General features: G+C 66.1%; 17 protein-coding genes. 5 read left to right on the forward strand and 12 right to left on the reverse strand.

Annotation, left to right across the window (positions count from 1 at the left end):
* Positions 1 to 22 precede the first annotated feature (22 nt).
* From ACLFKU_RS25690 to ACLFKU_RS25720, 7 genes are all read right to left on the reverse strand, one after another.
* Positions 23 to 979: a glycosyltransferase family 4 protein gene (locus ACLFKU_RS25690; RefSeq protein WP_410850945.1), complete on the reverse strand. Its 957-nt coding sequence runs from the start codon at positions 977 to 979 to the stop codon at positions 23 to 25.
* Positions 969 to 2108 (reverse strand): glycosyltransferase family 9 protein, encoded by a 1140-nt coding sequence (locus tag ACLFKU_RS25695; RefSeq protein WP_410850946.1) that lies wholly within the window; start codon positions 2106 to 2108, stop codon positions 969 to 971. Before ACLFKU_RS25695 ends, ACLFKU_RS25690 begins: the two co-directional genes overlap by 11 nt.
* The gene (locus tag ACLFKU_RS25700; RefSeq protein ID WP_368624147.1) at positions 2105 to 3193 is read right to left on the reverse strand and encodes a glycosyltransferase family 2 protein; all 1089 of its coding nucleotides are present in this window, start codon (positions 3191 to 3193) and stop codon (positions 2105 to 2107) included. Before ACLFKU_RS25700 ends, ACLFKU_RS25695 begins: the two co-directional genes overlap by 4 nt.
* The gene (locus ACLFKU_RS25705) at positions 3190 to 4935 is read right to left on the reverse strand and encodes a carbamoyltransferase (RefSeq protein ID WP_410850947.1); all 1746 of its coding nucleotides are present in this window, start codon (positions 4933 to 4935) and stop codon (positions 3190 to 3192) included. The genes ACLFKU_RS25700 and ACLFKU_RS25705 overlap by 4 nt, the downstream gene beginning before the upstream one ends.
* Before the next feature lie 22 nt (positions 4936 to 4957).
* On the reverse strand, positions 4958 to 6199 hold the full coding sequence (gene waaF, locus ACLFKU_RS25710) for a lipopolysaccharide heptosyltransferase II (protein WP_410850948.1): 1242 nt from the start codon (positions 6197 to 6199) through the stop codon (positions 4958 to 4960).
* Positions 6196 to 6798 (reverse strand): D-glycero-alpha-D-manno-heptose-1,7-bisphosphate 7-phosphatase, encoded by a 603-nt coding sequence (locus ACLFKU_RS25715; protein ID WP_368584231.1) that lies wholly within the window; start codon positions 6796 to 6798, stop codon positions 6196 to 6198. Before ACLFKU_RS25715 ends, waaF begins: the two co-directional genes overlap by 4 nt.
* A gap of 123 nt (positions 6799 to 6921) precedes the next feature.
* Positions 6922 to 8229, reverse strand: coding sequence for a glycosyltransferase family 4 protein (locus tag ACLFKU_RS25720; protein ID WP_410850949.1), 1308 nt, complete (start codon positions 8227 to 8229; stop codon positions 6922 to 6924).
* A gap of 390 nt (positions 8230 to 8619) precedes the next feature.
* Here ACLFKU_RS25720 and ACLFKU_RS25725 point away from each other — a divergent pair, with 390 nt between their 5' ends.
* The gene (locus tag ACLFKU_RS25725; RefSeq protein ID WP_368584229.1) at positions 8620 to 11319 is read left to right on the forward strand and encodes an ATP-binding cassette domain-containing protein; all 2700 of its coding nucleotides are present in this window, start codon (positions 8620 to 8622) and stop codon (positions 11317 to 11319) included.
* Between the two features lie 14 nt (positions 11320 to 11333).
* Here ACLFKU_RS25725 and ACLFKU_RS25730 read toward each other — a convergent pair whose 3' ends face one another.
* Complete coding sequence (locus tag ACLFKU_RS25730) at positions 11334 to 12272, reverse strand: glycosyltransferase family 2 protein (protein WP_410850950.1); 939 nt, start codon at positions 12270 to 12272, stop codon at positions 11334 to 11336.
* A 58-nt stretch (positions 12273 to 12330) separates the two neighbouring features.
* Positions 12331 to 13038, reverse strand: a complete 708-nt coding sequence (locus tag ACLFKU_RS25735; protein WP_410850986.1) for a PIG-L deacetylase family protein — start codon at positions 13036 to 13038, stop codon at positions 12331 to 12333.
* Positions 13039 to 13214: 176 nt separating this feature from the next.
* Here ACLFKU_RS25735 and ACLFKU_RS25740 point away from each other — a divergent pair, with 176 nt between their 5' ends.
* Together ACLFKU_RS25740 and ACLFKU_RS25745 are read left to right on the forward strand one after the other, a co-directional pair.
* Entirely contained in the window at positions 13215 to 14246 is a 1032-nt protein-coding gene (locus ACLFKU_RS25740) for a flavodoxin family protein (protein WP_368584296.1), read from the forward strand.
* A gap of 28 nt (positions 14247 to 14274) precedes the next feature.
* A complete protein-coding gene (locus ACLFKU_RS25745; protein WP_410850951.1) occupies positions 14275 to 15561 on the forward strand; it encodes a phosphatidylserine decarboxylase family protein in 1287 nt (428 codons plus the stop codon).
* Positions 15562 to 15590: 29 nt separating this feature from the next.
* Here the strand turns inward: ACLFKU_RS25745 and ACLFKU_RS25750 are convergent, their stop codons facing one another.
* Both ACLFKU_RS25750 and ACLFKU_RS25755 read right to left on the reverse strand, forming a co-directional pair.
* The gene (locus tag ACLFKU_RS25750; RefSeq protein WP_410850952.1) at positions 15591 to 19673 is read right to left on the reverse strand and encodes a CheR family methyltransferase; all 4083 of its coding nucleotides are present in this window, start codon (positions 19671 to 19673) and stop codon (positions 15591 to 15593) included.
* Positions 19674 to 19779: 106 nt separating this feature from the next.
* On the reverse strand, positions 19780 to 20769 hold the full coding sequence (locus tag ACLFKU_RS25755; protein ID WP_410850953.1) for a chemotaxis protein CheB: 990 nt from the start codon (positions 20767 to 20769) through the stop codon (positions 19780 to 19782).
* 269 nt (positions 20770 to 21038) lie between these two features.
* Between ACLFKU_RS25755 and ACLFKU_RS25760 the strand changes: the two genes are divergently transcribed.
* A complete protein-coding gene (locus tag ACLFKU_RS25760) occupies positions 21039 to 24161 on the forward strand; it encodes a CheR family methyltransferase (RefSeq protein ID WP_410850954.1) in 3123 nt (1040 codons plus the stop codon).
* 7 nt (positions 24162 to 24168) lie between these two features.
* On the opposite strand, the gene ACLFKU_RS25765 is transcribed toward ACLFKU_RS25760, so the two are convergent.
* Positions 24169 to 25248 carry a glycosyltransferase family 4 protein gene (locus ACLFKU_RS25765; RefSeq protein WP_410850955.1) on the reverse strand — a complete coding sequence of 360 codons (1080 nt, stop codon included), beginning with the start codon at positions 25246 to 25248 and terminating at the stop codon, positions 24169 to 24171.
* A gap of 142 nt (positions 25249 to 25390) precedes the next feature.
* Here ACLFKU_RS25765 and ACLFKU_RS25770 point away from each other — a divergent pair, with 142 nt between their 5' ends.
* On the forward strand, positions 25391 to 25954 hold the full coding sequence (locus tag ACLFKU_RS25770; RefSeq protein WP_368584222.1) for a hemerythrin domain-containing protein: 564 nt from the start codon (positions 25391 to 25393) through the stop codon (positions 25952 to 25954).
* Positions 25955 to 26008 lie beyond the last annotated feature (54 nt).

A 26008-nucleotide genomic window follows, 5' to 3' on the forward strand; every position in this document is an offset into this window, starting at 1 on the left:
GGCGTTGAAAAGCGGCGTGGCGTCACGCGGTGACGTGCAGCAGCGCGTCGTGCCAGTCCTGCGCGAAACGGTCGATGTGAAAACGCTCCAGCGCGGTGCGCCGTGCGCCCTCGCCGAGCCGCCGCGCTTCGCCAGGATCGCGCAGCAACCCGAGCATCGCGTCGACGAGCGCGTCGACGTCGGTATGCACGAAGCCGTTTTCGCCGTTGCGGATCACGGTGGCGAGCTCGGTGGTCGCGAGACCGACGATCGGCATGCCGATCGTCATCGCCTCGACGATCGCGAGACCGAGACTGGTCCAGCGGATCGGATTGAAAAAGAAGCGGTAGCGCGCGCTGAACGCGGCCAGATCGAGATTGCCGATTTCGCCGATGCCGTCGAGCCGCTGCGCGTCCATGCCGACGAGATCGAGCGGCACGCGCGTGCGGGTTTCGCTGAAGACGTCCGCGCCGAGCCGCCGGCCGCGCTGCGCGAGATGATTGACGACCACGATGCCGCGCTGCAGCTCGCCGCTGTAACGCACGCCGTCGGGCACCACGACGCCGTGTTCGATCACGCGCGTCGGCGTGACGCCGCTATCCCACATCAGCCGGTTGAAGTGCGTGACGTGAACGAGCAGCGTGCCGGGATCGTCCACCCAATGCCATTGCGCGAACGCGTTTTCCTGCGGCGGATCGTGCTCGACGTAGACGCGCGGCAGGACCCGCTGCGCGGCGCTCAGCACGTGCTCGCGGTCGTATTCCCAGTGCGTGCGATGCTGGTACAGCACCACGTCGAACTCGTGATTGGCGACGTCGTCGATCGCGATCTCGTGCACGTTGTTGCCCCACGGCAAGACGCCGACCTTGCCGGCGTAACCGGGCGGATGACCCGGTTTCGTCACCAGATAGAAATCGTGCGGCGTCTGGCTCAAGTAGTACATGTAGTTGCCGTGCACGTGCCAGGTCAGCACGCGCAGTCGGCGGCAATTACGCAGCATGGTGCAGTTCCTCGTAAAACAACGAAACGGGTCCCTCATGCAGACTGCCGGGCGCGCCCGGCTGCGCGCCGGGTGCGCGCGCAAGCTGCTCGCGGGCGGTCTCGACCACCTCATCGACGCCGATGTTCAGCGCGCATGGATGGCCGTACGGGCACTCGCGAAACATGCACGGCCGGCACGCCGGATAGTCGGCCAGCACGCGATGCCGCGCATGATCGAGCGGCGCCCACCGGCGCGTGTCGCTGCCGCAGGCGATCACGACCGACGCAGTCGCCATCGCCGCGGCGATGTGCGAGATGCCGGTGTCGTTACAGACCACGAGCCGCGCATGCGCCGTCAGTGCCGCGAGCCCGCCGAGCGACGTCGCACCGGCCAGATGCAGCGCGGGCGCGCTCATCGCGCCGAGCACCGCGCAGGTCAGCGGCGCTTCGGCGGCCGTGCCGGTGATCGCGATTTGCCAGCCGTCGGCGGCGAGGTGGTCGGCGACGGCCGCGAAGCGCTCGGCGGGCCAGCGCCGCGACGGCAATTGCGAGCCGGGGTGGATCAGCACGAGCCGCTCGTCTTCGATGCCGTGATACGCGCGCAGCGCGGCAAACTCATCGAGGTCGGGCGCGGTGAGCGGGAACGCCAGGCGCCGGTCGTGTACCGGCGCGCCGAGTGCGCTCATCAGCGCGAGATAGCGCTCCGGCTCCGGCTGCGCATCCGGCCAATCGATGAAGCAGCCTTCGCGCGTGGCCTCGTCGGGCTGCACGAAGCCGGCATCGGCACGCGCGCCGAGTCGATGCAGCAGGTCGTTGGCGACGCCGCCGCTGCCGTGCAATTGGATCGCCAGATCGAAATGCCGGTCGCGCATTCGCGCGAAGAACGCGGGCAAGCCATCGTCCGTTTCGGGCTGCTCGGGAAAACCGACGGCGCCCGGAAACACGATCAGCTCGTCGACGAGCGCCGCATAGCGCTCGACGAACGCGCGCGCCCACGGCAGTCCGATCAGTGCGATCTGCGCATCGGGGGCGGCGGCGCGCAGCGCGCGCAGCGCGGGCACCGCGCACAGCATGTCGCCGAGCTGCAGCGCGCGAAACACGACGATACGGCGCGGCGCGAGCGCCGCCAGCAGCGAGGGTACGGTCATGGAAAGAACACCTTGAAACGGATGGCGCCATAGAGTCGCCAGTAGATCGACAGGAACGGAATCAGAATGGACGTCCAGATCATTTCGGCGACATGGCGCCAGCCGTGATCGCGCCCGCGCAGCCGACGCGCGCAGAAATAGCCGGTCAACCAGCACCACGCGATCACACCCGCGCCCGCGAGAATCGGCAGATCCGCGAACCCAGCGCCGATCGCGAGCAACGCGGCGGCGAGAATCGCGTAATACAGCAGCGGCGGCCGCGAGCCGATGCGCGTTCGAAACAGTTCGGGATGCTTGCGGTAAAGCAGCGCATCGAATTGGCTCTTTTTCTGCTGCGCGATGCTGACGCCCCAACGCGCGGGCCGCACCGGATGCACGACCACCGCGTCGCGGGCGCGCACGATCTGGCCGCCGGCGGTAAGCAGCGTGAATTGCAGATCCGAATCCTCGCGCCATGCCGACGTGAACCGTTCGTCGAAGCCGCCCGTCGCGACGAGCGCCGCGCGCGTGACGAACACGTTCGCGGTCGCGAACTCGGCGCGCGCGAGGCCGCTCGCGTCCGCTTCGTAATCGGTCGGCAGCTCGGGTAGCTCGGGCAGCGGCACGACGATCCTGCCGGCGGCCGCCGTGGCGCCGGACGCGAGCGCCGCGACGCCGGCCGTCAGCCAGTGCGGATCGGGCAGCGTGTCGTCGTCGGTGAAGGCGATCAGCGACGCGCGCGCATACTGCCAGCCCGCGTTGCGCGCGCCGGCGGGACCCTGGGTGCGCGTGACCGGCAGGTAGTGCACCTCCAATCCACGCGGCGCCTGTTCGCGCGCGAACCGTTCGACGCAGGCGCGCGTGGCGTCGTCGGGACCGTCGTCGCAGACCACGATCTCGTAGCGATGTGGCGCGAACTGCTGCGCGCACAGCGCGTCGAGGCAGTTCGCGAGCATCTGGGGACGGCGATAGGTGGGCACCACCACCGACACGTCGGGGCACGACGGCGTGCGCAGCGTGCGGCCGGTTTCCTCGGCATCCTCACTGCTGTAGCGCGCGGCCACGCCGCCATGCAGTGGCGCCGGACACATGACCGACGCGTTCATACGCGGCCCCCCGCCTTATCGACGAGGAACGGGCCGATCACGAGCGCGTCGAGCGGCGAAGTCCAGAACGACTCGACCGCGTCGCGCGGCGAATTCACCATCGGCTCGCCGCGCGTGTTGAACGACGTATTGACGAGGATCGGCACGCCCGTGCGCTGCTTGAACGCGGCCAGCAGGTCGTAGTACAGCGGGTGCTGCGCGCGGTTGATGGTCTGCACGCGCGCGGTGCCGTCCACATGCCGCACGGCGGGAATGCGCGCGGCCTTGTCGGCGCGCACGTCGAAGATGAACAGCATGAACGGCGCGGTTTGACCGTTCACGAACCAGTCGTTTGCTTCCTCTTCGATCACGACCGGCGCGACCGGGCGGAAGTCTTCGCGATCCTTGATCTCGTTGAGTTTCGCCTGCATGTGCGGATCGATCGGCGACGCGAGGATCGAGCGCGCCCCGAGAGCGCGCGGCCCGAATTCGGTGCGGCCCTGATACCAGCCGATCACCTTGCCTTGCGCGAGCAGATCGGCGGTCTCGCCGGCGATATCGTCGAGGCGCCGGTACGGCACTTTCGACCAGCGCAGGAACTGCTCGATTTCCGCTTCGCTGTATTCAGGCCCGAGATACGCGTGATCCATTTTCCAGCGACGCTCGCGCTCGCCGCGCGCGGCACGCTCGCGATAGTCGGTCCACAGCGCCGCGCCGAGCGCGGTGCCGGCGTCGCCGGCCGCCGGCTGCACCCACACTTCGCTGAACGGCCCGGCATCGCGCACCTTCGAGTTCATCACGCAGTTCAATGCGACGCCGCCCGCCATCGAGAGCCGGCTCAAACCGGTCTGCCGATGCAGCCAGTGCGCGAGTTCCAGCACGGTCTCCTCGAGCACGCGCTGCAACGAATTGGCGATATCGAAGTGGCGTTGCTCAAGAGGACCGCCGCGTTCGCGCGCGGGACCGAAGCGCTCGGTCAGACGCGGCGCATCGACGGTATAGCTGCCGTCCTGGCGGTACTTGACGATCTCTCGAAACACGTCGACATAGGCCGGCTTGCCGTACGACGCGAGCGCCATCACCTTGTACTCGTCCGACGAGTGGAGGAAGCCGAGCCAGTCGGTCACCGCTTCGTACAGCAAGCCGAGCGAGTGCGGCAACTCGACCTGTTTCAGACGCGTGTACTCACCGCCGACGAATTGCCCCATGCTGGTCGTCACGCCTTCGCCGCGGCCGTCCATCGTCAGCACGGCGGTGTCGTCGAACGGCGCCGCGAGAAACGCGCTCGCTTCGTGCGCGAGATGGTGCTCGACGAAGTGCCACGCAAAGCCGTGCTCGCGATCCACACCCTGGAAGCGCTTGCGCAGATGATGCGGCGCGCCGTCGAGCAACTGCCCCTTCGCGTTCGCGATATAGCTGAGAAAGAGCGGATCCCACGACGACGCGGACGGATTGTCCGGACGCGTGCCGGCCGGATCGAACGGCAGCTCGATCGTCGCGCCCGGCTTGTTCGGCATGCCGCCGAACAGCGCGGGGTCGTACGAGTAAGCGACGTGGTCGATGTCGGCGAGCGTGATGCCGGCGGCTTTCAGGCAGTAGTCGATCGCGTCGAATGGCAGCTGCCAGGTCGAGAACGGCACCGGACGTTTGGCGTGCTTGACGTGCGTGAAACGTTCGTCTTCGGCGGCGGCGAGCACCACGCCGTCACGCAGCAGCGCGGCCGCGCTGTCGTGATAGACCGCATTGATTCCGAGTGTGTACATGGCGTTAGCAGTGGGAGTGAGTTCAGGGAATGGTTGGCTGATCCGTCAGCGACGGCGTGCTCGTGTCATCGGCGCGGCCGGTGCGCCCGGCTGCGCCTCGACGCGGCGCGTTCGCATGCGCGCGCCGCAATTCGAGTGCCGCGTGCACGACTTCTTCGATCGGCACACCGAGCAGGCAAGCGTGATGCCCGTGCGGACACACGCTGCGATAGCACCAGCGGCATTCGACGTCGCGGTACAGCACGCGTTGCGGCGTTTGCCACGGCGTGTGCTGCGGGTTGGTCAGCGCGTAAAGATCGACGACCGGCGTGCCGAGGGCGGACGCGACATGCACGGGGCCGCTGTTGTTGGAGACGAGCACGCTTGCGCGTTCGAGCAGCGCGGCGAGCTCGGCGAGCGTCAGTGCTCCGCTCAGGTCGTGTAGCTGCGGGCACACGCCTGGAGCAGCGGCGCGCATCACGGCCTCGACGAGCGCTCGCTCGCTCGCGCCGCCGGTCAACAGCACGGGGACGCCGGTTTCGCGCGCGAGCCGTGTGGCGACTTCACCGAAGCGCTCGGGCGGATAGCGGCGCGATGCGGCGGTCGCCCCTGGATGCAGCACGATGCACTCGTCGTGGCGGGAGATGCCGAGGGTCGTCAGTTTCGCGTCGAGCGACCGGCGCGCGGCGGGCGGCACGCGAAAACGCATCGCGGTGTCGTTCGACTGCGCGCCGACGTGACGCACCAGATCGAGCTGGCGTTGCACCTCGTGCCGCGTGCGCTGCTGCGGCTCCGGTTCGTGCAGCCAGTCGGTCAACAGCGAGTACGGATTCTCGCGGCAATGCGCGAGGCGGCGCGGAATCCCCGCGAGATAGCACAGCATCGCGGCCGGCAACGGGCTCTGGCTATACACGGTGAAAATCACCGCCGCGTCGAAGCAGCCGCGCTTCAGCCGCCGCTGCATCCGATGATCGTCGAGCAGATCGCGCGTCACGTTCGACGCGGGCGCGACCCACGGCGCGTCGTATTCGATCACGTCGTCGACGTCGTCGAGAAACGGCGCGAGCGCGACGCCGCTGCGCGACGCGAGCAGCGTGAGATGGCGATCTCGGCCGGACTCGCGCAGCGCGTGCAGCGCGGGCGTCGTCATCAGCACGTCGCCGAGATTGTCGAGGCGCACGCACAGAATCCGTTTGACCTCGTCGCCCCAGCACACCGGCTGCGACGTATCGGGCACGCGCGCATGAGCGAGCGTGGGCGGCGCAAGTGGCAGAGGTGCGTTCACCGCGGCGCCTCCTTGCGGCGTGCCGCGCTGCCCGGCGGCAAGCCGCTCAACACGACGCGTTGCGCGGCCTCGTGCAGATCGGCCGCGCGCGCATTCGGTGTGCGCTGCGGGCCGGCCCGCCATTCGGTCTCGTGGCCGTTGTCGAGCAGGATCGTGCGACAGCCGGCGCGATTGCCTGCTTCGACGTCGTCGAGAATGTCGCCGACGAACCAGCTTTGGGCGAGATCGAGTTCATGCTCTTTGGCCGCGCGCAGCAGCATGCCGGGCGCGGGCTTGCGGCAGTCGCAGACGATCGCGTAACGCTCGACGCTGCCCTCGGGATGATGCGGACACCAGTACGCGCCGGCGAGCGTGGCGCCGCACTCGGCGAACATCTGCCGCAGCCGGTGTTCGACCGCGAACAGCGCTTTGTCTTCGAACTTGCCGAGCGCGATGCCGGACTGATTGCTGATCATGAACAACGCATAAGGGTAGGCGGCGAGCAGCGCGAGCGCCTCGCGCGCGCCGGGCGCGAAACGCATCAGCGCGGGATCGGCGTTGTAGGGCACGTCTTCGAGCAGCGTGCCGTCCTTGTCGATGAACACAGCGGGTACCGTCATGATGGTTGGTGGTATTTGCGAGCGTGGGCCGAAAGTCGGAAAAAGGCGCGCCGTAGCCGCTGGACCGGCCGCGGCGCGTTCCAAATGCGCACGCCGTGCGCGTTCGCGCGGCGTGCGCCGTCGTCAACGGAACGACGCTCCGGCTGCTGCTCGCAGCGGTAGCTGCGCCGGCTCCGAGCCGACGTCGAGCGATGTTTTGCTCGGCGCGAGCCTTGCCGCGCGTGCATAGATTTGCGCGAGCGCTTCGCTGACGCCGCGCCAGGTAAAGCCGGTCCGCGCCCGTTCGAGGCCCGCTTCGCCCATCCGGCGCGCGAGCGCGGGGTCGCGCCGCAAGTGGTCGAGACGCGCCGCGAGCGCGTGCGGATCGCGCGGCGGCACCAGAAAGCCGGTCACGCCATCGACCACCGAATAGCGGATGCCGCCGACATCTGCGCCGATCACCGGCGTCGCGCAGGCCATCGCCTCGACCGGCGTGATGCCGAACGGCTCGTACCAGGGCGTCGTCACGAACACGTCGGCGGCGCTATAGAAGTAGCGCAGCCGCGCGCGACCACGCCGGCCGACGAAGCACGTCTCGTCCGCGACACCGCATTCGCGTGCGATCTCGCGCAGGCGCGCGATCTCCGGTGTCGCGATTTCGTTGGGCGCGTCCGAATTGCCACCGACCACGTACAGCCGCGCTGCCGCGTTGAAGCTGTGCTTCAGCACGCCCACGCCGCGTACCACGTTGTCGATGCCTTTGCGCTGCACGAGCCGGCCTAGCTGCAGCACAATGAAGTCGTGCGGGCTCCAGCCGAGCGCATGGCGGGCGGCTTCGCGCTCGACGGGCCGGAACTCCTCATCGTCGAAACCGCACGGCACGATCTGGATGCGCGCGGGATCGGCGCGATAGTGTTCGAGCAGATCGGCCTGGTCCTGCGGACATTCGGCGACGACGACGTCCGAGCGTGCGACCAGTTCGTCTTCGATCGCGAAGCGCTCGTCGGGGAAGCCGTCATTCGCGCCTTGATGGATGCGCCGCACGCGGCCGAGCGCATGAAAGGTCGTGATCAGCGGCACGCCGAGCGCAGCCTTGACCTTCAGCGCGGCGAGACCGGACATGAAGAAGTTCGCGTGCATCACGTCGTACGGCTGAGGTTCACGCCGAAAGAACCCGATCAGAAACGCGGCGAACTCGTCCATGAACGGCAGTAATTGTTCCTTCGGCAATTGTCGCGGCGGTCCGGCAGGCACATGAATCACGCGTACGCCGTCCATGTCGACGCGCTCGGGCACGAGTGCGCGATCGCGACGCGTGAACACGTCGACCTGATGGCCCATTTCCACCAGCTGACGCGCGACGTTCGCGACGTAGATATTCTGGCCGCCGCTATCGACGCCACCGGCGACAGCAAGTGGCGACGCATGTTCACTGATCAGGGCGATCTTCATTTGCACTCCTTCCTGAGATGCGCGTTCTTCGATATTGAGGAATCGTTTCACCGGCCCCGAGCATTCGCTGTGCCATTCGGATCCTGCGGTGCCGGGAAACGACGGTAGACGTTGGTGCGGACGGACGAAGCGCTGTGGCGTGCCCTTTTTCGTGCAGACAGGGAAGCGCTGTGGCGTTCCCTTTTTCTACATACGATCATGTAACTTCGCACCGCTGACGGCGCGGCGGTACTAGGATGGGCGGAGGATTGCGCGCAATGAACAGGTAAGAGTTGCGCGGCGAGAGTTGCCGTACACCGGTCATTTTTCGCTCGCCGCCGGGCGCGTGACTTGCTGGACGCCCCATTTGTGCGACGTTTTTATCCGGGCGCGCCCCCCGACCAGGATCCCATGCCGAATTCCGTCCCGCCGCCTCGCTCCGAACTGACGCGCCGAATCGTCGGCGATCTCGCGCATGCGGTATGGCGTTATCGCTGGCAGACCAGCGGGGCGCTCGCGCTGATGATCACGGCCCGGCTCGCGACCGTGCTGATGCCGCTCACGCTGAAGCACATCGTCGATGAGCTCGGCCATCCGCTCGCGCATGCGGCGTTTCCGGTGTTCCTCGTGCTCGCCTATGCGCTGCTGCGCTTTCTCGGCGACGCGCTGAACGAGGCGCGCGACGTCGTGTTCAGCATCGTCGTGCAGCGCACGGTCGCGGCGCTGACCGAGCGGACCTTCGCGCATCTGCATCGGTTGAGCGCGCGCTTTCATGCGCGGCGCGAGACGGGCGCGATCGTGCGCGACGTGCAGAAAGGCGCCGACGGTATCGGATTTTTGCTCGGCACCGCGCTGTTTACGATCGTGCCGACCTTCTTCGAGATCGCGGTGATCGTCGCGATCATGGTGCACGCCTACGCGCGCGAATTCATGCTCGTGATCGTCGCGACCTTCGTGCTGTATGCGGGTTATACGTTCGTGTTCACGCGGCGACGCGTCGCGTTCCAGCGCGCGGTCAATCTGCTCGAAGCGCAATCGGACGGCCGGCTCGTCGACAGTCTGCTGAACTACGACACGGTCAAGTACTTCGCGACCGAAGACAGCGAAACTCGGCGGCTCGGCGACGTGCTGGAAAAGTGGGTCCACGCGCGCATCGCGAACCAGAACGCGTTGACCGCGTTGCACGTGGGACAGAGCGCGGTGATCGCGCTCGGGGTGGCGGGGGTCATGCTGCTCGCCGCGCAGCACGTGGTGGCCGGCAGCATGAGCGTCGGCGATCTGATTCTGGTCAACGCCTACCTGATTCAGGTCTGCATGCCGTTGAACACGCTCGGCTTCGTGTTTCGTGAGACCAACGACGCGCTCGTCAACGTCGAGCGCATGTTCGTGATTCTGGCCGCGCGCGGCCGCGTCGGCGAGGATATCGATGCCCGCGACGCGCAGCCGCTGAAGGTCGGCGCGGGGCTGATCGAGTTCGAGCACGTCGATTTTGGCTACGACACCGCGCGTCAGGTGCTGCGCGATGTCGACTTCCATGCGTATCCGGGCAAGACGCTCGCGGTGGTCGGCGGCAGCGGCTCGGGCAAATCGACGCTCGTGAAGCTGTTGTTCCGGCTCTATCGGCCCGAGCGCGGCATGATCCGCATCGACGGGCAAGACATCAGCCAGGTCACGCAGCGCAGTCTGCGCGAGGCGATCGGCATCGTGCCGCAGGACACCGTGCTGTTCAATGAAACGATCGCCTACAACATTGCGTATGGACGTCCGTCGGCGACACGTGCGGACGTGGTGCGCGCCGCGCGTGCCGCGCAGCTCGACGAATTCATCGAGCGCTTGCCCGATCACTACGACACGCGCGTTGGCGAGCGCGGCGTGCGGCTGTCGGGCGGCGAGCGGCAGCGTATCGCGATTGCGCGCGCGATCCTGAAGGACCCGCGCATCATCGTGTTCGACGAAGCGACCTCGGCGCTCGACACGCGCTCCGAGCGCGCTATCCAGACCGAGCTGACGCGTCTCGCGCAAGGCCGTACGTCGATCGTGATCGCGCATCGGCTCTCTACTGTCGTCGACGCGGACTGGATTCTGGTGATGGAGCATGGCCAGGTGGTAGAGCAGGGCACGCATCGGGAGCTGCTCGCGCGCGAGGCTGTGTACGCGAAGATGTGGTCGCTGCAATGGCAGCAGGGCGAACTCGAACACGCGCAGCGCCGGCTGACTGCTCGGTCGGTCAGCGTCAGCGCATTGACGGCGGGTGTGATCGATGCGTTGCACGACGAGATCGCCGCGCAGCGCGTGGTCGTCTACGCAGAGCCGACCGACAACGAACTGCGCGTGACCGGCGATCCGAGCGTGCTGCAGCCGCTGATCGCCGAGTTGTGCCGCAACGAGATCGCGCAGGCGCAGCCGGGACAGCGCATCGCATTGCGCGCTGAGCGTCACGGCAATCACGTATGGTTTAGCGTGCTTGGCATGGGCGACAAACCGGCCGAGCTATCGCAGGCGACGGCGCGGCATTTGGAAAGCGCGCTGGCGGCTGCGGGCGGCAGCTTCACGCTGACCCCGCTGAATGGGCGGCTCGCGTATGTGGCGATGCTGCCGCTGCGGCCGGTCGCGGATGCGCAGCCGCCATTGGCTTCGGAGTCCACCGGCGCGGATTCGGCCGAGCCAGCTTCGCTCGACGGCCTCTTCGTGCTCGCGATCGACGATCAGGAAGAAGCGCGTGACGCGCTCGAAGCGGTGCTGAGCACGAGCGGCGCACGTGTGCGGCTGTTCGCATCCGGCCGCGAAGCGCTGGATTGGCTGCGCGCGACGGACCCGACGCAATGGCCGCAGGTGCTGCTCTGCGATCTGGTGCTGGCCGGCGAAGATGGCTACGACGTGCTGCGCCGCTTGCGCGAACTGGAAGGCGAGCGGCCGTCCTTGCCGGGCAGGCCACTGCCACTGCCCGCGATTGCGTTGACCGGCTACACGGACGCACTCGACGAACAGCACGCGCGCGGCGTGGGCTTCGACGCACATTTGAACAAGCCCGTGCCGCCTGAAGAACTGATCGCCGCGATCCGTCGGCTCGCGCCTGTGCCGTCGAGCGCTGACTCGACGTTGCCAGGATAAGGATAGCGCGTGATTCAGGTCTCAGGTCGGCGCGTCGGGCTTCCTACCACGGACGTCGTTGCGGACGCGTCGAGATTGCGCTCGGCCGCGCGCACGCGGTCGCGCATCGCGAGGATCGACTGCGGGACCACCCGGCGTTCTCGCACGGTCCACGCAAGCCCAGCCAGCAATTCGATGCCGTCGCGCACGAGCGTGCCTTCTCGCGCGAATACGTCGAGGGCGCGCAACGTCGCGCTCAACGCTTCGCCCAACGGCAGACGCAGCCATGCCACCCACGCGGCATTGCGCGGGAGCATGCGTCGCCGCAACGCGCTGTCGCGCACCGCCGACGGACGATGCTGGAGCGTCAACTGCTCGCAGTAGGCGATCGCATGTCCCGACGCGAGCACGTCGAGTGAAACGAGCGTTTCCTCGCCGCCGATGAAAAGGCGCGGCTCATAGCCGCCGACCTCCCGAAACAGCGCGGTACGAAACACGCACGCGCCCGCCATATAGCCGATCAAAGCAGGCCCGGGCAGGCCGACACGTCCCAGCGGGCTCGCGCGCATCAACGCACAGGTCGGATCGGTCGCGTGGTCAGCGCCGACGGCCACGCGCGCATTGAGCACGCCGACGCGGGGCCAGGCGTCGAGCAATTGCACCGCGCGTTCGAGCGAGCCGGGCTCCCACCAGGTGTCGTCATCGCAGAACGCGACATAGTCGGTCTCGACGCACGCGACCGCATGGTTGCGGCCCGCCGCGCCGAGATTGCCGTTGCATTCGACGATGCGAACGCTCGGATAGCGGGCTTCGACGAGTGCGACCGTGTTGTCGGTGGAGCCGTTGTCGGCGACGATGATCGGCGGGCTTTCGGGTAATGCGAGCAGACGTTCCAGGGTGGTGAGCAATTCGCCCGCACGGTTATACGTGAGAACGACAATCGAAATGCGCGGGTGGGCGGTTTTTGTTCGCATGCTGTGCAATCGCTTCGACGGTTGGACAGCGACGGCGAAGCAAACCCCGTGCCGTGCGTCACGCGTTTTGCGGGTGTCGACTGGATTCACCGTGCCCGAGCTGCCAATAGCGTTCGGCCGAAAAGAGGCTCGCCTGTCCTTCGGGACCGAACGCGCGCAATTGGCTGCGATAGGCGTCGAGTGCCGCGCGCTTCATACGCTCGTGTTGCGTCGTGCCGGGCACGTCCAGCGCGTGCGGCGCGTCAGCGGCATAGCCGCGGGTCGCGAGGTCGCATAGGCGCGCTTGCACGACGCCGGGTATGCGCCGATAGGGCACGTCCTCATAGGCGATGAAGCGCATCGCAGGCTGGCGCCGCATCAGTGCCAGACAGGCATCGGCCACCATAACGTGATCCGAGTGGAACAGACCCAACGGCATCAGGACACGCGTGGGTTTCGCATGAGCAACGGTCTGGCTCAACGCCGTAATCAGCTCGTCCGCGCCGGGCGACGCATGGTATTGCGCGTCGCGGAACAGCAAATGCACGGGCATCGCCGACAGCAATCCCAGCGCCTCCCGGTCCTCCGCCTGACGCGTGCGCATCGCTTCGAATGCGTCGGCGAAACCGGCCGCGCGGTCCCAGTCGGTCGTGATCTTCTCGGCGGGCGGCGCGGTGAAAACCGTGCAAACGACCGTGCCGGGATGCGCGGCGAGCAGAAGTCCGCAACTGAGGACCGCATCGTCCAGATGCGGTGAGATGACGAGCAGGCGCTGGTTCGATTCCATACCGGCGGATAGCAAGCTCCGTTCCGCCGTCGCGGCGCGCGACGGGGCGGCGCTGGAATAGCCCTTGCTGACCTGCGTTTCTACTACTGCTTACAAATTCAGCCATGAGCCCGCCTGCAAAACCACCCGATCACATCCATACCGTCGAAGTCCGCAAAGGTCAGGTAACCGAAGCAATGTCTCGCGAAGCGTTTCGCGAGCGTTTCATGGCCCGCTTCTACGACCCGGCGTTCCGTGCGGAAGACGCATCGCTCGCGCGGCTCGAAGCGATCGCGTGGGATGCTTACTCACACGGCCGCAAGGCGCCGGTCACCGAAAAAGCCGGCCCGGAATTCGCCGACCCGGACTACGACCTGTCGGTCGAATGGCGCGCGGCGAGCGAGCGCGTGAAGGCGGCGCAGGCGCTACAGCGCGATCCGGCGACGCGCTCGCGCGTGCTCGTGATCAACGCGTCCTCGCGCAACGACTACACGTGCCCCGGCGAGATGTCGAAGAGCTTCCGGCTCGCGAAGATCGCGCAACAGGCGCTCGAACGCCGGACCTTCGACGTCGATTTCCTCGACCTGTCGCAGCTGAACTCCGATCGCGACTTGCATATTCACCCGTGCAAAGGCTGTGTGTCGACCGCGATGCCGCTGTGTCACTGGCCATGCAGCTGTTATCCGAACCATTCGCTCGGGCTCGTCAACGACTGGATGAACGAGATCTACGAGCGCTTTGCCGCCTGCCATGGCGTGCTGATAGTGACGCCGGTCTACTGGTATCAGGTGTCCGCGCCGCTGAAGCTGATGATGGATCGCCTTGTTTGCGCCGACGGCGGCAATCCCGATCCCACCTCGACGCACGGCAAGAAACCCGACGAAGCGAAGCGTCTCGAACTGGCCGGCTGGGACTATCCGAAACATCTGGCGGGCCGGGCCTATGGCGTCGTCGTGCATGGCGACGTCGCCGGCATCGAGGACTCGCGCAGGGCGCTCGCCGACTGGCTCGACTGGATGGGCTTCGTCGAAGCGGGCGCGAAGTCGCGGCTCGATCGCTTTATCGGCTATTACGAGCCTTACGCGACCAGCCATGAAGCGCTCGATCGCGACGAGGACATGCAGCAGGAAGTGGCCAACGTGGCCGAGGCGGTCGCGACCTGCGTGGAGCAGATCCGTGGCGGGCGCAAGGAACCGGACGACAGCCTCGGCACGCCGCGCGCCAAATGACCCCCAACTCAGACCAGAAAGGCCAAGCATGACGAACGACGAAGTGGCGAGCCCGCGCACGCAACGGCGCCGGCTCGGAGGATGGCTGCCGAGCGAGGAAGCGCATCTCGCGCGCTACCGGACCGCGCTGGCTGCGAAAGCGCGCGAACGTGCGCGCACCGCGCCACGCACCCGCGCCGTCGCGGAACTCGCGGCGTTGATCGAAGGCGACCCGGTGCTGCGCATGGATATGACGCGGGCCATCATGCAGGCGCAGCAAGCGGGCTACGTGCTCGGCTATGCAACGATCGACGAGCTGATGACGGTCGTCGATTACCTGATGACGTACGCGCCGCCGTTCAGCGAATCCAATCTGATTCATTGTCCGCTGAACGCGGTGCTCGACTGGCCGATGTGCATGCCGTCCGGCTATGCGCTGTTTCGCGACCCGGCGCTCAACGCGCAACTCAAACACGTGCTGAACTGCTGGTGCGGTTTTCTGAGCGGTCCGCATTCACGCGAACATTTGAATCCGTCCTCGCCCGACGGCTGGTTCAGTTCCGAGGCCGACCAACGGATCGGCCTCGCCCAATTCGTTTGCGATCCCGAGCAACCGTATTGGGGCTTTACGTCGTGGAACGATTTCTTCACCCGGCGCTTTCGTCCCGGCATGCGGCCGGTCGAGGAGCCGGACAACGACAGGCTGATCGTCAGCGCGTGCGAGGCGACGCCGTACAACGTGCAGCACGGTGTGCAGCTGCGCGACACGTTCTGGATCAAGTCGCAGCCGTATTCGCTCGAAGACATGCTGAGCTCGCGCGAACGCGAACTGGCGCGGCGCTTCGAGGGCGGCTCGGTGTATCAGGCGTTTTTGAGCGCGTTCAACTATCACCGCTGGCATGCGCCGGTCAGTGGCGTGATCTCGCGCGCATATGCGGCGGACGGCAGCTACTATTCGACCGCCGATAGCGAAGGCGAAGACCCGAGCGGGCTCAACGATTCGCAGGGCTACATCACGGCGCTCGCGGCGCGCGCGGTGATCGTGATCGAATGCGACGATCCGGCGGTGGGGCAGGTGGCGTGCGTGTTCGTCGGCATGGCGGACGTGTCGTCGTGCATCATCGAGGCGTTGCCGGGGCAACGCGTCCGAAAGGGCGATGAGTTGGGGTTCTTCCAGTACGGCGGATCGACTTGCTGCCTGGTGTTCGAGCCGGGCGTGATAGAGCGCTTCGTCGTCGAGCCGCCGTTCGGCGACAAGCAGCCGCCGATCAAGGTCAACGCGGCCGTTGCAAGGGCCGGGTCACGCAACGCATCGCCGTCGCAAAGCAACGGCTAGACGCGCTGCGCACCGCCGGGGCGGCGGATTCAACTGCGCAACCGCGCGAAAATGCTCAGCAGGTCTTCGAGCACCACCGGCTTTTTCAGGTGCGCGTCGAAGCCCGCATCTTCGGCCGCGCTGACGTCCGCCTGCTGGCCGAAGCCGCTGACCGCGATACAGATCACGGACTTCATCGCCGGCATGCCGCGCAGCTTGCCGATGAACTCCATACCGTCCATGCCCGGCATGCCGATGTCGGACAGGATGATATCGGGCGCGTTACCGTTGATGATCGTCAGCGCTTCCTCGCCGCTCGTCGCGGTGCGCACTTCGGCGCCCTCGCTTTCCAGCAGCAGCTTGAAGGTTTCGACGGTCGCGGCGTCGTCGTCGACCATCAGGATGCGCGTGCCTTTCAGCGGCTCGCCGGTGATTTCGATCCCCGCGCTCGTGCGGGTGGCGAGCCGGTGGGTAGGCAGCGTCACCGTGAACGTTGCACCGCGGCCGACGCCGTCCGACTCCGCGCGCACCGCGCCGCCGTGCAGGTTGACCAGATCGCGCACCAACGCAAGGCCGATGCCGAGGCCCCGGCGGCGCGAGGCCGGATCGCGGCTCTGCTGGAACATCTCGAAGATATGCGGCAGCAGCGAGGCCTCGATGCCGGTGCCGGTATCGCTGACGCGCAGCACGGCCTCGGCGTGGTCATTGACCTGCAACGACACCTGGATCGACCCGCGCTGCGTGAACTTCAGCGCGTTACTGATCAGATTCCACACGATCTGCTCGATACGCGTCAGATCCGCATGAATGATCACGGGCGCATCGGTCACTTCGACGCTCAACGCGATGCCGCGCTGCGCGGCATCGTCCTGCACCGCGCTGCACACGCGCTGCACGATCTCGCGCATGTCGACCACGGTGCGCACGACCGAAAGCTTGCCGGTGCGCACGCGCGAAATATCGAGCAGATCGTCGATGATTTGCGCCTGGCCGATCACGGTGCGGCGGATCGTATCGGTCGCGCGCGACACGTTCAGGTTCTGGCGCGTTTCCGGCGCGCGCGCGATCAGTTCGGCGCTCGCTGATATCAGGTTCAGCGGATGCTTGAGCTCGTGCGAGACGACCGCCAGGAATTCGTCGCGGCGCCGCTGCGCTTCGCGCTCGCTCGCCGCGCGCAGCGTTTCGACGTGGGTGCCGCGTCCCGAGGTCGGGTCGCTGGCGAACTCGCCGAGATCGCGCGTGATCTTGGCAAAACCGCTGATGCCCGGCTCGTCGAGACGGGACAGCACACCGCTCGCGAAAAAGCGCGTGCCGTCCTTGCGCAGATGCCAGCGCTCCTCTTCGGCGCGGCCGTTCAAACGCGCTTCGGCGAACTCGCGTTGCGCGACGTTCGCGGCGCGGTCTTCGTCGGTGTACAGGATGTCGGCGGACTGGCCGATCATCTCGGCTTCCGAATAGCCGAAAATCCGTTCCGCGCCGGCGTTCCAGCTATTGATCACGCCGTTTTCGTCGAACGTGATGATCGCGTAGTCCTTGGTGCCCTCGGCGACAATGCGCATGCGCCGCTCGCCTTCGCGCAACCGGTCTTCCGCCTGACGCCGGCCGGTGATGTCGATGAACGACAGCACCGCGCCGTCGATGCGGTCCTCGGTGGTGCGGTAGGGCACGAAGCGCGCGAGATACCAGCGCCCGTCGTTGCTCTTCAGCTCGCGTTCGATCAGGCGCAGCGAGTCGAATGCTTCGGCCGCGTCGTCGGCCAGCTTGTCGTATTCGAGGCGGTGCGTGATGTCGAGCAGCGAGCGCCCGATGTCCGACGGAATGATGCTGAACACGTCGGTGGCCCGCGGCGTATAGCGCTTGATGCAAATGTTGCGATCGACGAAGATCGTGCCGATGTCGTTCGCGGCGATCAGGTTGTGCAGGTCGTCGTTGATCTTGCCGGTTTCCTCGACCTTCGACTTCAGCTCCGCGTTGACCGTGGTCAGCTCTTCGTTGATCGATTGCAGCTCTTCCTTGCTGGTTTCGAGCTCCTCGGTCGCCGAGCGCAGTTCCTCGTTGATCGCCTGCAATTCCTCGTTCGACGCCTTCAGCTCCTCGGTCGAGGTCTCCGACTGCTCGATGGTGGACTGCAGCTGCTCCTTCGTGCGTTGCAGCTCGCGTTCGAGCTGGCTGATGATCGGGTCTTTCTGCACGTCGACCGACGCCGTTTCGGCGTTGGCCATGCTGTCTTCGACCTCGTCGAACAGCACCAGCACGAAGTCGGCGTTCGCTTCCGGGTCGTGCACCGGCCGCGCGGTCATGTTGACGAAGTACGAACGGCCATCGCGCTCGATGCGCACGCGGCGCGCTTCGACGCTGCGGTTCGTATGCAAGGCCTGATAGATCGCGGTGCGCAGTTCGAGCCGCAGTTCCGGACGCACGACGGCCACGATGTTATGCGACGGCTCGCCGCCCGAATATTGCAGAAAACGCCCGGCGCGGTCGGACAGATGAACGATTTCGGATTCGCGGCTCACCAGCACGCTGGGCGGCGCATATTGCTCGACGAGCCGCTGATGCAGATCGCCGAACGAAAAGCGCCGGCGCCCCGGCGGCTGCACCGTGGTGACGAGGGGGCGCGAACTCATCGTGCCCGAAATCGCGATCGGCACTGGCGTGTCGCCGCGCACGGCCATGTTCGCGCGATAGATGCGGTTGCGCTTGTCGACCACGGTGAACATCGAGCTCACGCTGTCGGCCGATTCCGAACTGCCGAGGAACAGCACGCCGCCCGGCCGCAGCGCGAAGTGGAACATCTTCAGAATTTCGATCTGCGCTTCGCGGTCCAGATAGATCAGCAGATTGCGGCAGCAGATCATGTCGAGCCGCGAGAACGGCGGGTCGCTGAGCACGTTATGGTGCGCGAACAGCATGTGTTCGCGCAGTTCCTTCTTGATCCGGAAGTGCGCGGCGTCTTTCGTGAAAAACTGGCGGATGCGCGCCGGCGTCAGGTCGGCCGAGATCGAGTCCGGATACAGACCGGTGCGCGCGAAAGAAATGGCGCGCTCGTCGATGTCGGTTGCGAATACCTGGAACGACACGCCCTCGGGCGACTTAAGCGAGCGCTCCTGCAGCAGCATTGCCAGCGAATACGCTTCCTCGCCGGTCGCGCAGCCCACCGACCAGACGCGGATGCGGTCCTGTTCGCCGCGGTTTTCGAAGAGCGGCGGCAACACCTCGCGCTCGAGCACGTCGAACGCTTCCTTGTCGCGGAAGAAATTGGTGACGCTGATCAGCATGTCCTGCAGCAGCGCCTGCGTTTCTTCAGGGTGCAGATGCAGATAATCGCGATACGCCTGCAAATCCGTAATGCCGTTGACCTGCAGCCGGCGTTCGATACGGCGCAGAACCGTAGCCCGTTTGTAATGCCGGAAGTCGTGCGCGGTGCGGGTGCGCAGGATCACCATGATCTCGCGCAGCGCGCGCTCGGCCGACTCGTTGACCGTATCTTCCTCGGGCTCGTCCGGCTGCACGGCCGGCAGGTGGATTTCCCGCGCGGTGGACCACAGATCGAGCAGGCGCTGCGGCATCTCGGCCGCGGTCATCACGAAGTCGGCCATGCCGGTCGCGATCGCGCTGCGCGGCATGCTGTCGTATTCGGCTTCGGAAGGGTCCTGCACGAGCGTGATGCCGCCCATTTCCTTGATGCGCGACAGGCCGACCGAGCCGTCCGAGCCCGCGCCCGACATCACGATGCCGATCGCGCGTTCGCGGTGCGCCTCGGCGAGCGTGCGGAAGAACAGATCGATGCTCGCGCGGCGTCCTTCTTCGGACTGCTTCTGCGTGACGCGCAGGTAGCCGTCCACCATGATCATTTCGAACGAGGGCGCGACCAGATAAACGTGGTCCGATTCGATTTGCGTGGGGCCCGTGACCTGCTGCACCGGCATGCTGGTGACCTTCTGCAGCAGCGAGGCCAGATTGCTTTCGTGGTCCGGCGACAGGTGAACGACCACGACGAAGGCCATCGACGTATGCGCGGGCAGCGCCTCGAAGAATTCCGTCAGCGCGTTAAGCCCCCCCGCCGATGCGCCGATACCGACGATCGGATAGAGTGCCTGGCTAGGCAGAGTTTGCCCTCGCTTCTTTGACATGGCTGCGTGTCCCTTCTTGGAAAAGGATAGTGTTCAGCGGTGGATTTTTATAGGGCAACGAGCCCATTTCTTGCTCGGCCCGGATCGCTATTATCCCGCATTGCACTCATTTTTCCAGCAGCATCGACTGCAAGAGTTCGGCCGCGTGGCCCGCGCGCCGGGCGTTGTCCTCCTCGCGTTGTTGTGCGGCGGTGTCTCCTATCGCCGCGAAGTGTGCGCCGAGCTCGCGGCTGAACATTTCGCGCTCGCGCAGCGCCCGCAGCGCATTGCGCAGCGACATCTCCGCATCGGTCATGCGGCCGTCGTCGAGCGATGCGGCCGAGTATGCATGGCCGGTATGGCAGCGGTAACGCAGCACGCGCGAAGCGGTGATGCGCCACAGCGTGCCGTTGCATTCGGGGCATGTAAAAGTCGACGGCGCCGCCAGTCCCTCGATCGCGTCGAACGGCGCGGTGCCGGACAGCCACGCGCGCTGTTCGAGGACGACGCGGTCGGAGGCCTCGCGCTGCGCCGGGCCGAGATTTACCGGCGGATTGGCAATGCCGCCGGTCAGTTTTGCCAAACATGGGCCCAGTTGCTGAAGCGGCAGCACGTGGTCGGCGAACGGCGTTGCGTGCCGTGGCATCTCGCTCGCGAACGCGTCATCGGGGTCCTGCACGACCGTCGTGCCGCCGCACGCCTGGATCGCTTCGAGGCCCGCCGCGCCATCGTCGAGCAGGCCGGTCAGGATCACGCCGATCGCGCGTGGTCCCATCTGCGCGGCCGCGCTGCGAAATAGCGGGTCGATCGCGGGGCGCGCGAAGTTTTCTTTCGCGCCATGCAGCAGCCGCAACTGGCCGTCCTCCACCACGAGGTGCCGATCGGGCGGCGCCACGTAAATTCTGCCGGGGGCGTAATGTTCGCCATCCTGCGCGTGCTTGGCGGGTAGCGGGCCGGCCTGGTTCAGAAGCGTGGGCAGCATGCTGCCGTGCGCGCCGATGTGCAGCACGACGGCGATGCTGGCGGGCATATCGACGGGAAGCTGCGACGCAAGCGCACGCAGCGCGTCGACCCCTCCCGAGGACGTGCCGATTACGATGAAATCACGGTGGGTCAAGTGGACTCCGGGACGTGGAAGCAGGACGGGAAAGCGGGCCTTTCGTGTCAGTCAACTTAATGAGCAAGCGATATGCCGTCCGGGCATTTTTATTGCGCCGTCGCCGGTGAAAACGTCCTTTGCGCCGACACCGGTCTTCAGCCTCCGCCACAAATCAGCCACGCGGGACGAAAGCGCCGCGAACCACGCACAGGCATATGATGAACATCTAGGACAGGCGTGCCGGACATGGCCGGCACGATACGACGTTCCTGCGCAAGCTCACACTCATGGCGACTCCGATTCAAGCTTCCGCGCCAGCGGAAAGCTGCCACGTCGTTGGCATTGGCGCATCCGCCGGCGGCATCGAGGCGATGCATTGCCTGCTTCAGGCTTTGCCCGCCGAACCTGCGCTTGCGCTCGTCGTCGTGCAACACCAGCTGCCGGGTGGATCGAACGAGCTCGTGAATCTGGTCAGCAAGTGGACGTTGCTGCCGGTCCGTGCCGCGAACAACGGCGAGCGTCCCGAGCCGAACCACGTGTACGTCGCGGGTTCCGACGACGTGCTGACTCTCGAAGGCGGCCTCTTTCGCACGCGGCCGGTCGACGGCGGCAGCCGCCGCCCCGGCATCGACACCATCGACGCATTCCTTGAAAGCCTCGCGCAAGATCGCGGCTCCCATGCGCTCGCCGCGATCCTGTGCGGCACCGGCACCGATGGCGCGGCCGGCGCGATCTGCGTGAAGCGTGCCGGCGGCGTGGTGCTCGTGCAGGACCCGGTCACCACGATGAACGACAGCATGCCGAGAGCGGTGATTTCGCGCGGCGCCGCCGACTATATCCTGCCGGTCGGCGAGATCGCGAAACAGCTGCTGCGCTGCGCGTCACCCGCCTATGTGCGGCCGGCCAATGAAGTCGCGTGGACCGGCGAGATCACGCGAACGCTCGACGAGATCGTCGGGATGATCCGCAAGCAGGCGGGCTTCGATCTGGGTGGTTACAAGGCGACCCCGCTGCTATGGCGCATCCAGCAGCGCATGGATCTACGGCGCGCCGAATCGTTCGGCGACTACGAGTCGCTGTTGCGCGACGACCCCGCGGAACTCGAAGCGCTGATTCGCGGCATCCCGATTCACGTGACCGAGTTCTTCCGCGATGCGCCCGCCTGGGACGTGCTGCGGCATGAGGTCATCGAGCCGATGCTGAGCGAGCGCCGCGCGGGCGATGTCGTGCGGGCCTGGACACCAGCCTGCGCGACCGGCGAAGAAGCGTATTCGGTCGCGATGCTTCTGCAAGAGCATGCTGAAAACAGCGGCCGTCCATTCGATTTCCAGGTGTTCGCGACCGATGCGTCGCCGGAAATCGTCGCGCGCGCGAGCCGCGGCGCGTTTTCGGGCGACGCGCTGAAGAACGTCTCCACGGCACGTCAACAGAAGTTCTTCTATTCCACCGACGGCAACTGGCGCGTCAAACGCCACCTGCGCGAAAAGATGGTATTCGCGCCGCAGGACCTGCTGCTCGATCCGCCGTTCAAGAACCTCGATCTGGTCACTTGTCGCAACCTGCTGATTTATCTCGACCCCGAAGCGGTCAAGCGCGTCGTGTTCCTGCTGCACAGTTCGCTGAAGGTGGGCGGCTATCTGTTTCTCGGCAAGGGCGAGCCGCTGTTGTCGCGGCAAGGCGGTTTCAACGTCGTGTCGAGCCGCTGGCATATTTACCGCAAGACAGGCCCGGCGAGCGACGTCGAGGTCCGCTTCCCGTTGCGTGTCGCGACAAGCTTGCGCGCGAGCGCCGTGCCTTTCATCGGTCATTCGAGCGCGCATTCGCAGCGGGATTTCCCTTCGGTGCTGATCGACGACGAATTCCGCGTGCTGCGTGTGTATGGCGATACGGAAAAATTCCTGCGCGTCCCAGCCGGCCAGCCCACCGACAATCTGCTCGAACTGACGCAGCGCGAACTGGCGTCGAGCCTGAAGGCGGCCGCGAAGATGGCGCTCGAAGACGGTCAGCCGACGATCGTCAACGGCCTGCGTGACGAAGGGAACATCACGCACGCGTTTCAAATCCGGCTCACACCGATTCGAGGCGCGCAAAACGGCGCCGCGCCGCGGCTGCTCGCAGCGTTCATTTCCCGCGCGCGCGAGATTCGGCCCGGTGCCACCGAACCCGTTGCGCTGCCGAGCCACGCTGCGGATGTCGCGGCTTCCAGCGAGTGGAGCGAAGCGATCCGCATCTCGCGCGAGGAACTGGAGGCGTCGCGCGAAGAGTTGCAGGTGCTCAACGAGGAACTGAAAGCCGCGAACGAGCAGCTCAATCTCGTCAACGACGATCTGAACCAGGCCAATGCGCGGCTCACCGGCAAGATTGCGGAACTGGAGATGCAAAGCGGCGTGCTGAGCGCCGGCGCAGTGATGGCGATGTTTCTCGACGAGACGCTGCGCGTGCGCTGGTTCACGCCTTCGATCTGCGAGATATTTCCGCTGAAAACGGGCGACGTCGGTCGCGGCATCGCCGATATTTCGCCGAAGGTCGACGACGTGAATTTCCTGCGCGACGTGCTCGCGGTGATGCAGAGCGGGACACCGCGCGAAGCCGAGGTGCGCAATGCCTGCGGCGGATGGTTCCTGCGGCGCATTCGCCCGTTTCTGTCGCAGACCGGCACGAGCGGCGTGGCCGTCACGGTAACCGACATCTCGGACCTGAAGCACGCGGAAAGGGTGCTGCGCGAAAGCGCGATGCACGATTTCATGGTGCGCTTCGCCAACGCGCTGCGCGGGCTGTCCGGATACCGCAATACCCGCTCGACGGCGATCCGGATGCTGCGTCAGCAGTTCGGCGCCGCGCGCGTCAACTACTCGGAAGCGCGTGGCCCCGACGAACTCGAAATCGTCGCGACCGACGCGCTCGCAGGCACGGCCGATATGCTGGGCCGCCGCTGCGCGATCAACGACGCCGGGCCTGCGCTCACCGCCGCGCTGTTCACCGGCCGCAGCGGCTGGAGCAACGACGTGATGGCCGATCCCGCCGCAAGCGCGGCCGAGCGGCGCGCGTGCCACGCGCTCGGCATCGGCGCGTGGGCCAACATGTCGTTCGTGCAGTCGGGCCGCGTGCTCGGCGCGCTGACGATGCACTTCGACACCGCGCACACGTGGGCGCCCGAGGAACTGATGTTTCTCGAACTGATGGCCGAGCGTACTTGGGCTGTGGTCGGACGTGCGCGCGCAGAGGAAGACCTGCGCGCGCGCAACGAGGAACTCGAGCGGTTCAACAAGGTGGCGATCGGCCGCGAACTGCGCATGATCGATCTGAAGAACGAGGTTAACGAATTGCGCCGGCAACTCGGCCAATCGCGTCGCTATGCGACGGAGTCCGACGATCATGACGGTCGCACCGAGGCGCCCGAACGCACCTGAATCGCGATTACACCGGCGCGGGCTGACTGCCCGTCGCGCGCGGGTGGTCTCGGGTGTCGCGTGCGAGCAGCGCGTCGTAGATCGTCAGGTAGTCGTCGGTCATGCGCGCGGCCGTGAAGCGGCGCTCGAACGAGCGGCGGCACGCGTCGCGCTCGATGCTGTCGATGCGCGCAACCGCTTGCACCGCCGCGTCCACGTTATCGACGATCAGGCCGCTCACGCCGTCTTCGATCAGCTCCGGCACCGCGCCGCGGCGAAACGCGATCACCGGCGTACCGCACGCCATCGCCTCGATCATCACCATGCCGAACGGCTCGTCCCATTCGATCGGCAGTAGCAACGCGCGTGCGTTCTCGATCAACCGCCGGCGCGCGAGGCCGCCGACTTCGCCGAGGTATTCGGTGAACGCTGTCGAGCGCCGCAACAGCGGATCGATGCGCTCGCGGAAATAGTCGCGCTCGCCGGGATGGATCTTCGCGGCGATCTTCAACGAGAGGCCGCTGCGCCGGGCAATTTCGATCGCGAGATCGGGACGTTTCTCCGGCATCATGCGGCCGAGAAATAGCAGATATGAACCGGCTACCGGTTGAAACGAGAACTCGTCGAGCGGCAAGCCGTGATGTACCGTGCCCTGCCAGTTCGCCCACGGCACCGGCCGGCGCTGACTCGCGGAAATCGACACCACCGGCACGCCGCCGAATTCGCGGAACAGCGGCCCATGATCGTGCAGCAGCAGACGGCCGTGCAGCGTCGTCAGCGTCCGGCACGGCAAGCGCTCGGCCCACGCGAAATGCAATGGCTCGCCGTGAAAATGAACGACGTCGAATTGATCCGCGTCGCGGATCACGCGCGCGAATTGCCTGACGTGATGCGTTTGCGTGTCCCACACGTTCGCGTCGCGCCAAAGACCGCGCGGGCAGATCGGCACGAGTCGCGCGGCGCTCGTCGAATCGGCGCTCGCATAGAGCGTCACCTCGTGGCCGCGGGCGACCAGTTCCTCGGTCAGATACGACACGACGCGTTCGGTCGCGCCGTATGCGAACGGGGGCACGCTTTCGTAAAGCGGAGCGATCTGGGCGATTCTCATCGGGCGTTGAAAAGAGGATAGGGAGGTTGGCTCGCAACACGCCGCGCCGGACCACCAGCAGCAATCGCCGTACCGCCGCGCGACTGGTGATGCGGTATGGCGTTTGCTCGATGCGGGCACTTGACCGATCAAAGGAGCCGCCATGAACGACCGCGCAACGCAATCCGCTTCCAAGGACACGAAACCCACCGCTGCACGCGAAACCGCCAGCACCCCCGACGCGCTCGCGCTGCTCGAAGCCGATCACCGCGCCGTCGAAAAGCTGTTCGATGCGTTCGGCAAATCGCGCGGTGACGAGCGCGACGCGCTCGAAGCCAAAGCCGCGCTGGCGCAGCGTGCATGCGAAGAGCTGACGATGCATACGATCATCGAGGAAGAGCTGTTGTATCCGGCCGCGCAGCAAGCACTGCCCGACGACGACAAGCTCGATGTCGATGAAGCCTATGTCGAGCATTTTCTGGTGAAGACGCTAATCGCGAAGTTCACGACGCTGAAGCCCGGCGACAAAGGCTTCGACGCGACGTTCAAGGTCATGGCCGAACTGGTGCGGCATCACGTCGAGGAAGAGGAGGGCGAGCTCTTTCCGGCCTTGCGCCGCACCGGCTGCGATCTCGCTGCGCTCGGTAAGAAGATCGCGGCGCGCAAGGAAGCGCTGCAAGCGAGGCTGGATCAGGCGGGCAGTCGTGCGGTCGGCGACAAGACCTGATTGGAGCCTTTAAGCGTCGCCGCGACAGTCGTGTTCACAAGTCGACGCTTACGG

The organism is Paraburkholderia sp. EG304, assembly GCF_046543485.1.
GTDB classification, from domain to species: domain Bacteria; phylum Pseudomonadota; class Gammaproteobacteria; order Burkholderiales; family Burkholderiaceae; genus Paraburkholderia; species Paraburkholderia youngii.

What these genes read in the sequence shown, in the direction of transcription:
- ACLFKU_RS25765 (WP_410850955.1), bottom strand. Translation starts at nt 25,248, where the DNA reads ATGAGAATCGCCCAGATCGCTCCGCTTTACGAAAGCGTGCCCCCGTTC.
- ACLFKU_RS25735 (WP_410850986.1), bottom strand. Translation starts at nt 13,038, where the DNA reads ATGGAATCGAACCAGCGCCTGCTCGTCATCTCACCGCATCTGGACGAT.
- ACLFKU_RS25720 (WP_410850949.1), bottom strand. Translation starts at nt 8,229, where the DNA reads ATGAAGATCGCCCTGATCAGTGAACATGCGTCGCCACTTGCTGTCGCC.
- ACLFKU_RS25730 (WP_410850950.1), bottom strand. Translation starts at nt 12,272, where the DNA reads ATGCGAACAAAAACCGCCCACCCGCGCATTTCGATTGTCGTTCTCACG.
- ACLFKU_RS25750 (WP_410850952.1), bottom strand. Translation starts at nt 19,673, where the DNA reads ATGTCAAAGAAGCGAGGGCAAACTCTGCCTAGCCAGGCACTCTATCCG.
- ACLFKU_RS25690 (WP_410850945.1), bottom strand. Translation starts at nt 979, where the DNA reads ATGCTGCGTAATTGCCGCCGACTGCGCGTGCTGACCTGGCACGTGCAC.
- ACLFKU_RS25715 (WP_368584231.1), bottom strand. Translation starts at nt 6,798, where the DNA reads ATGACGGTACCCGCTGTGTTCATCGACAAGGACGGCACGCTGCTCGAA.
- ACLFKU_RS25740 (WP_368584296.1), top strand. Translation starts at nt 13,215, where the DNA reads ATGTCTCGCGAAGCGTTTCGCGAGCGTTTCATGGCCCGCTTCTACGAC.
- ACLFKU_RS25760 (WP_410850954.1), top strand. Translation starts at nt 21,039, where the DNA reads ATGGCGACTCCGATTCAAGCTTCCGCGCCAGCGGAAAGCTGCCACGTC.
- ACLFKU_RS25725 (WP_368584229.1), top strand. Translation starts at nt 8,620, where the DNA reads ATGCCGAATTCCGTCCCGCCGCCTCGCTCCGAACTGACGCGCCGAATC.
- ACLFKU_RS25745 (WP_410850951.1), top strand. Translation starts at nt 14,275, where the DNA reads ATGACGAACGACGAAGTGGCGAGCCCGCGCACGCAACGGCGCCGGCTC.
- ACLFKU_RS25700 (WP_368624147.1), bottom strand. Translation starts at nt 3,193, where the DNA reads ATGAACGCGTCGGTCATGTGTCCGGCGCCACTGCATGGCGGCGTGGCC.
- ACLFKU_RS25705 (WP_410850947.1), bottom strand. Translation starts at nt 4,935, where the DNA reads ATGTACACACTCGGAATCAATGCGGTCTATCACGACAGCGCGGCCGCG.
- ACLFKU_RS25770 (WP_368584222.1), top strand. Translation starts at nt 25,391, where the DNA reads ATGAACGACCGCGCAACGCAATCCGCTTCCAAGGACACGAAACCCACC.
- ACLFKU_RS25695 (WP_410850946.1), bottom strand. Translation starts at nt 2,108, where the DNA reads ATGACCGTACCCTCGCTGCTGGCGGCGCTCGCGCCGCGCCGTATCGTC.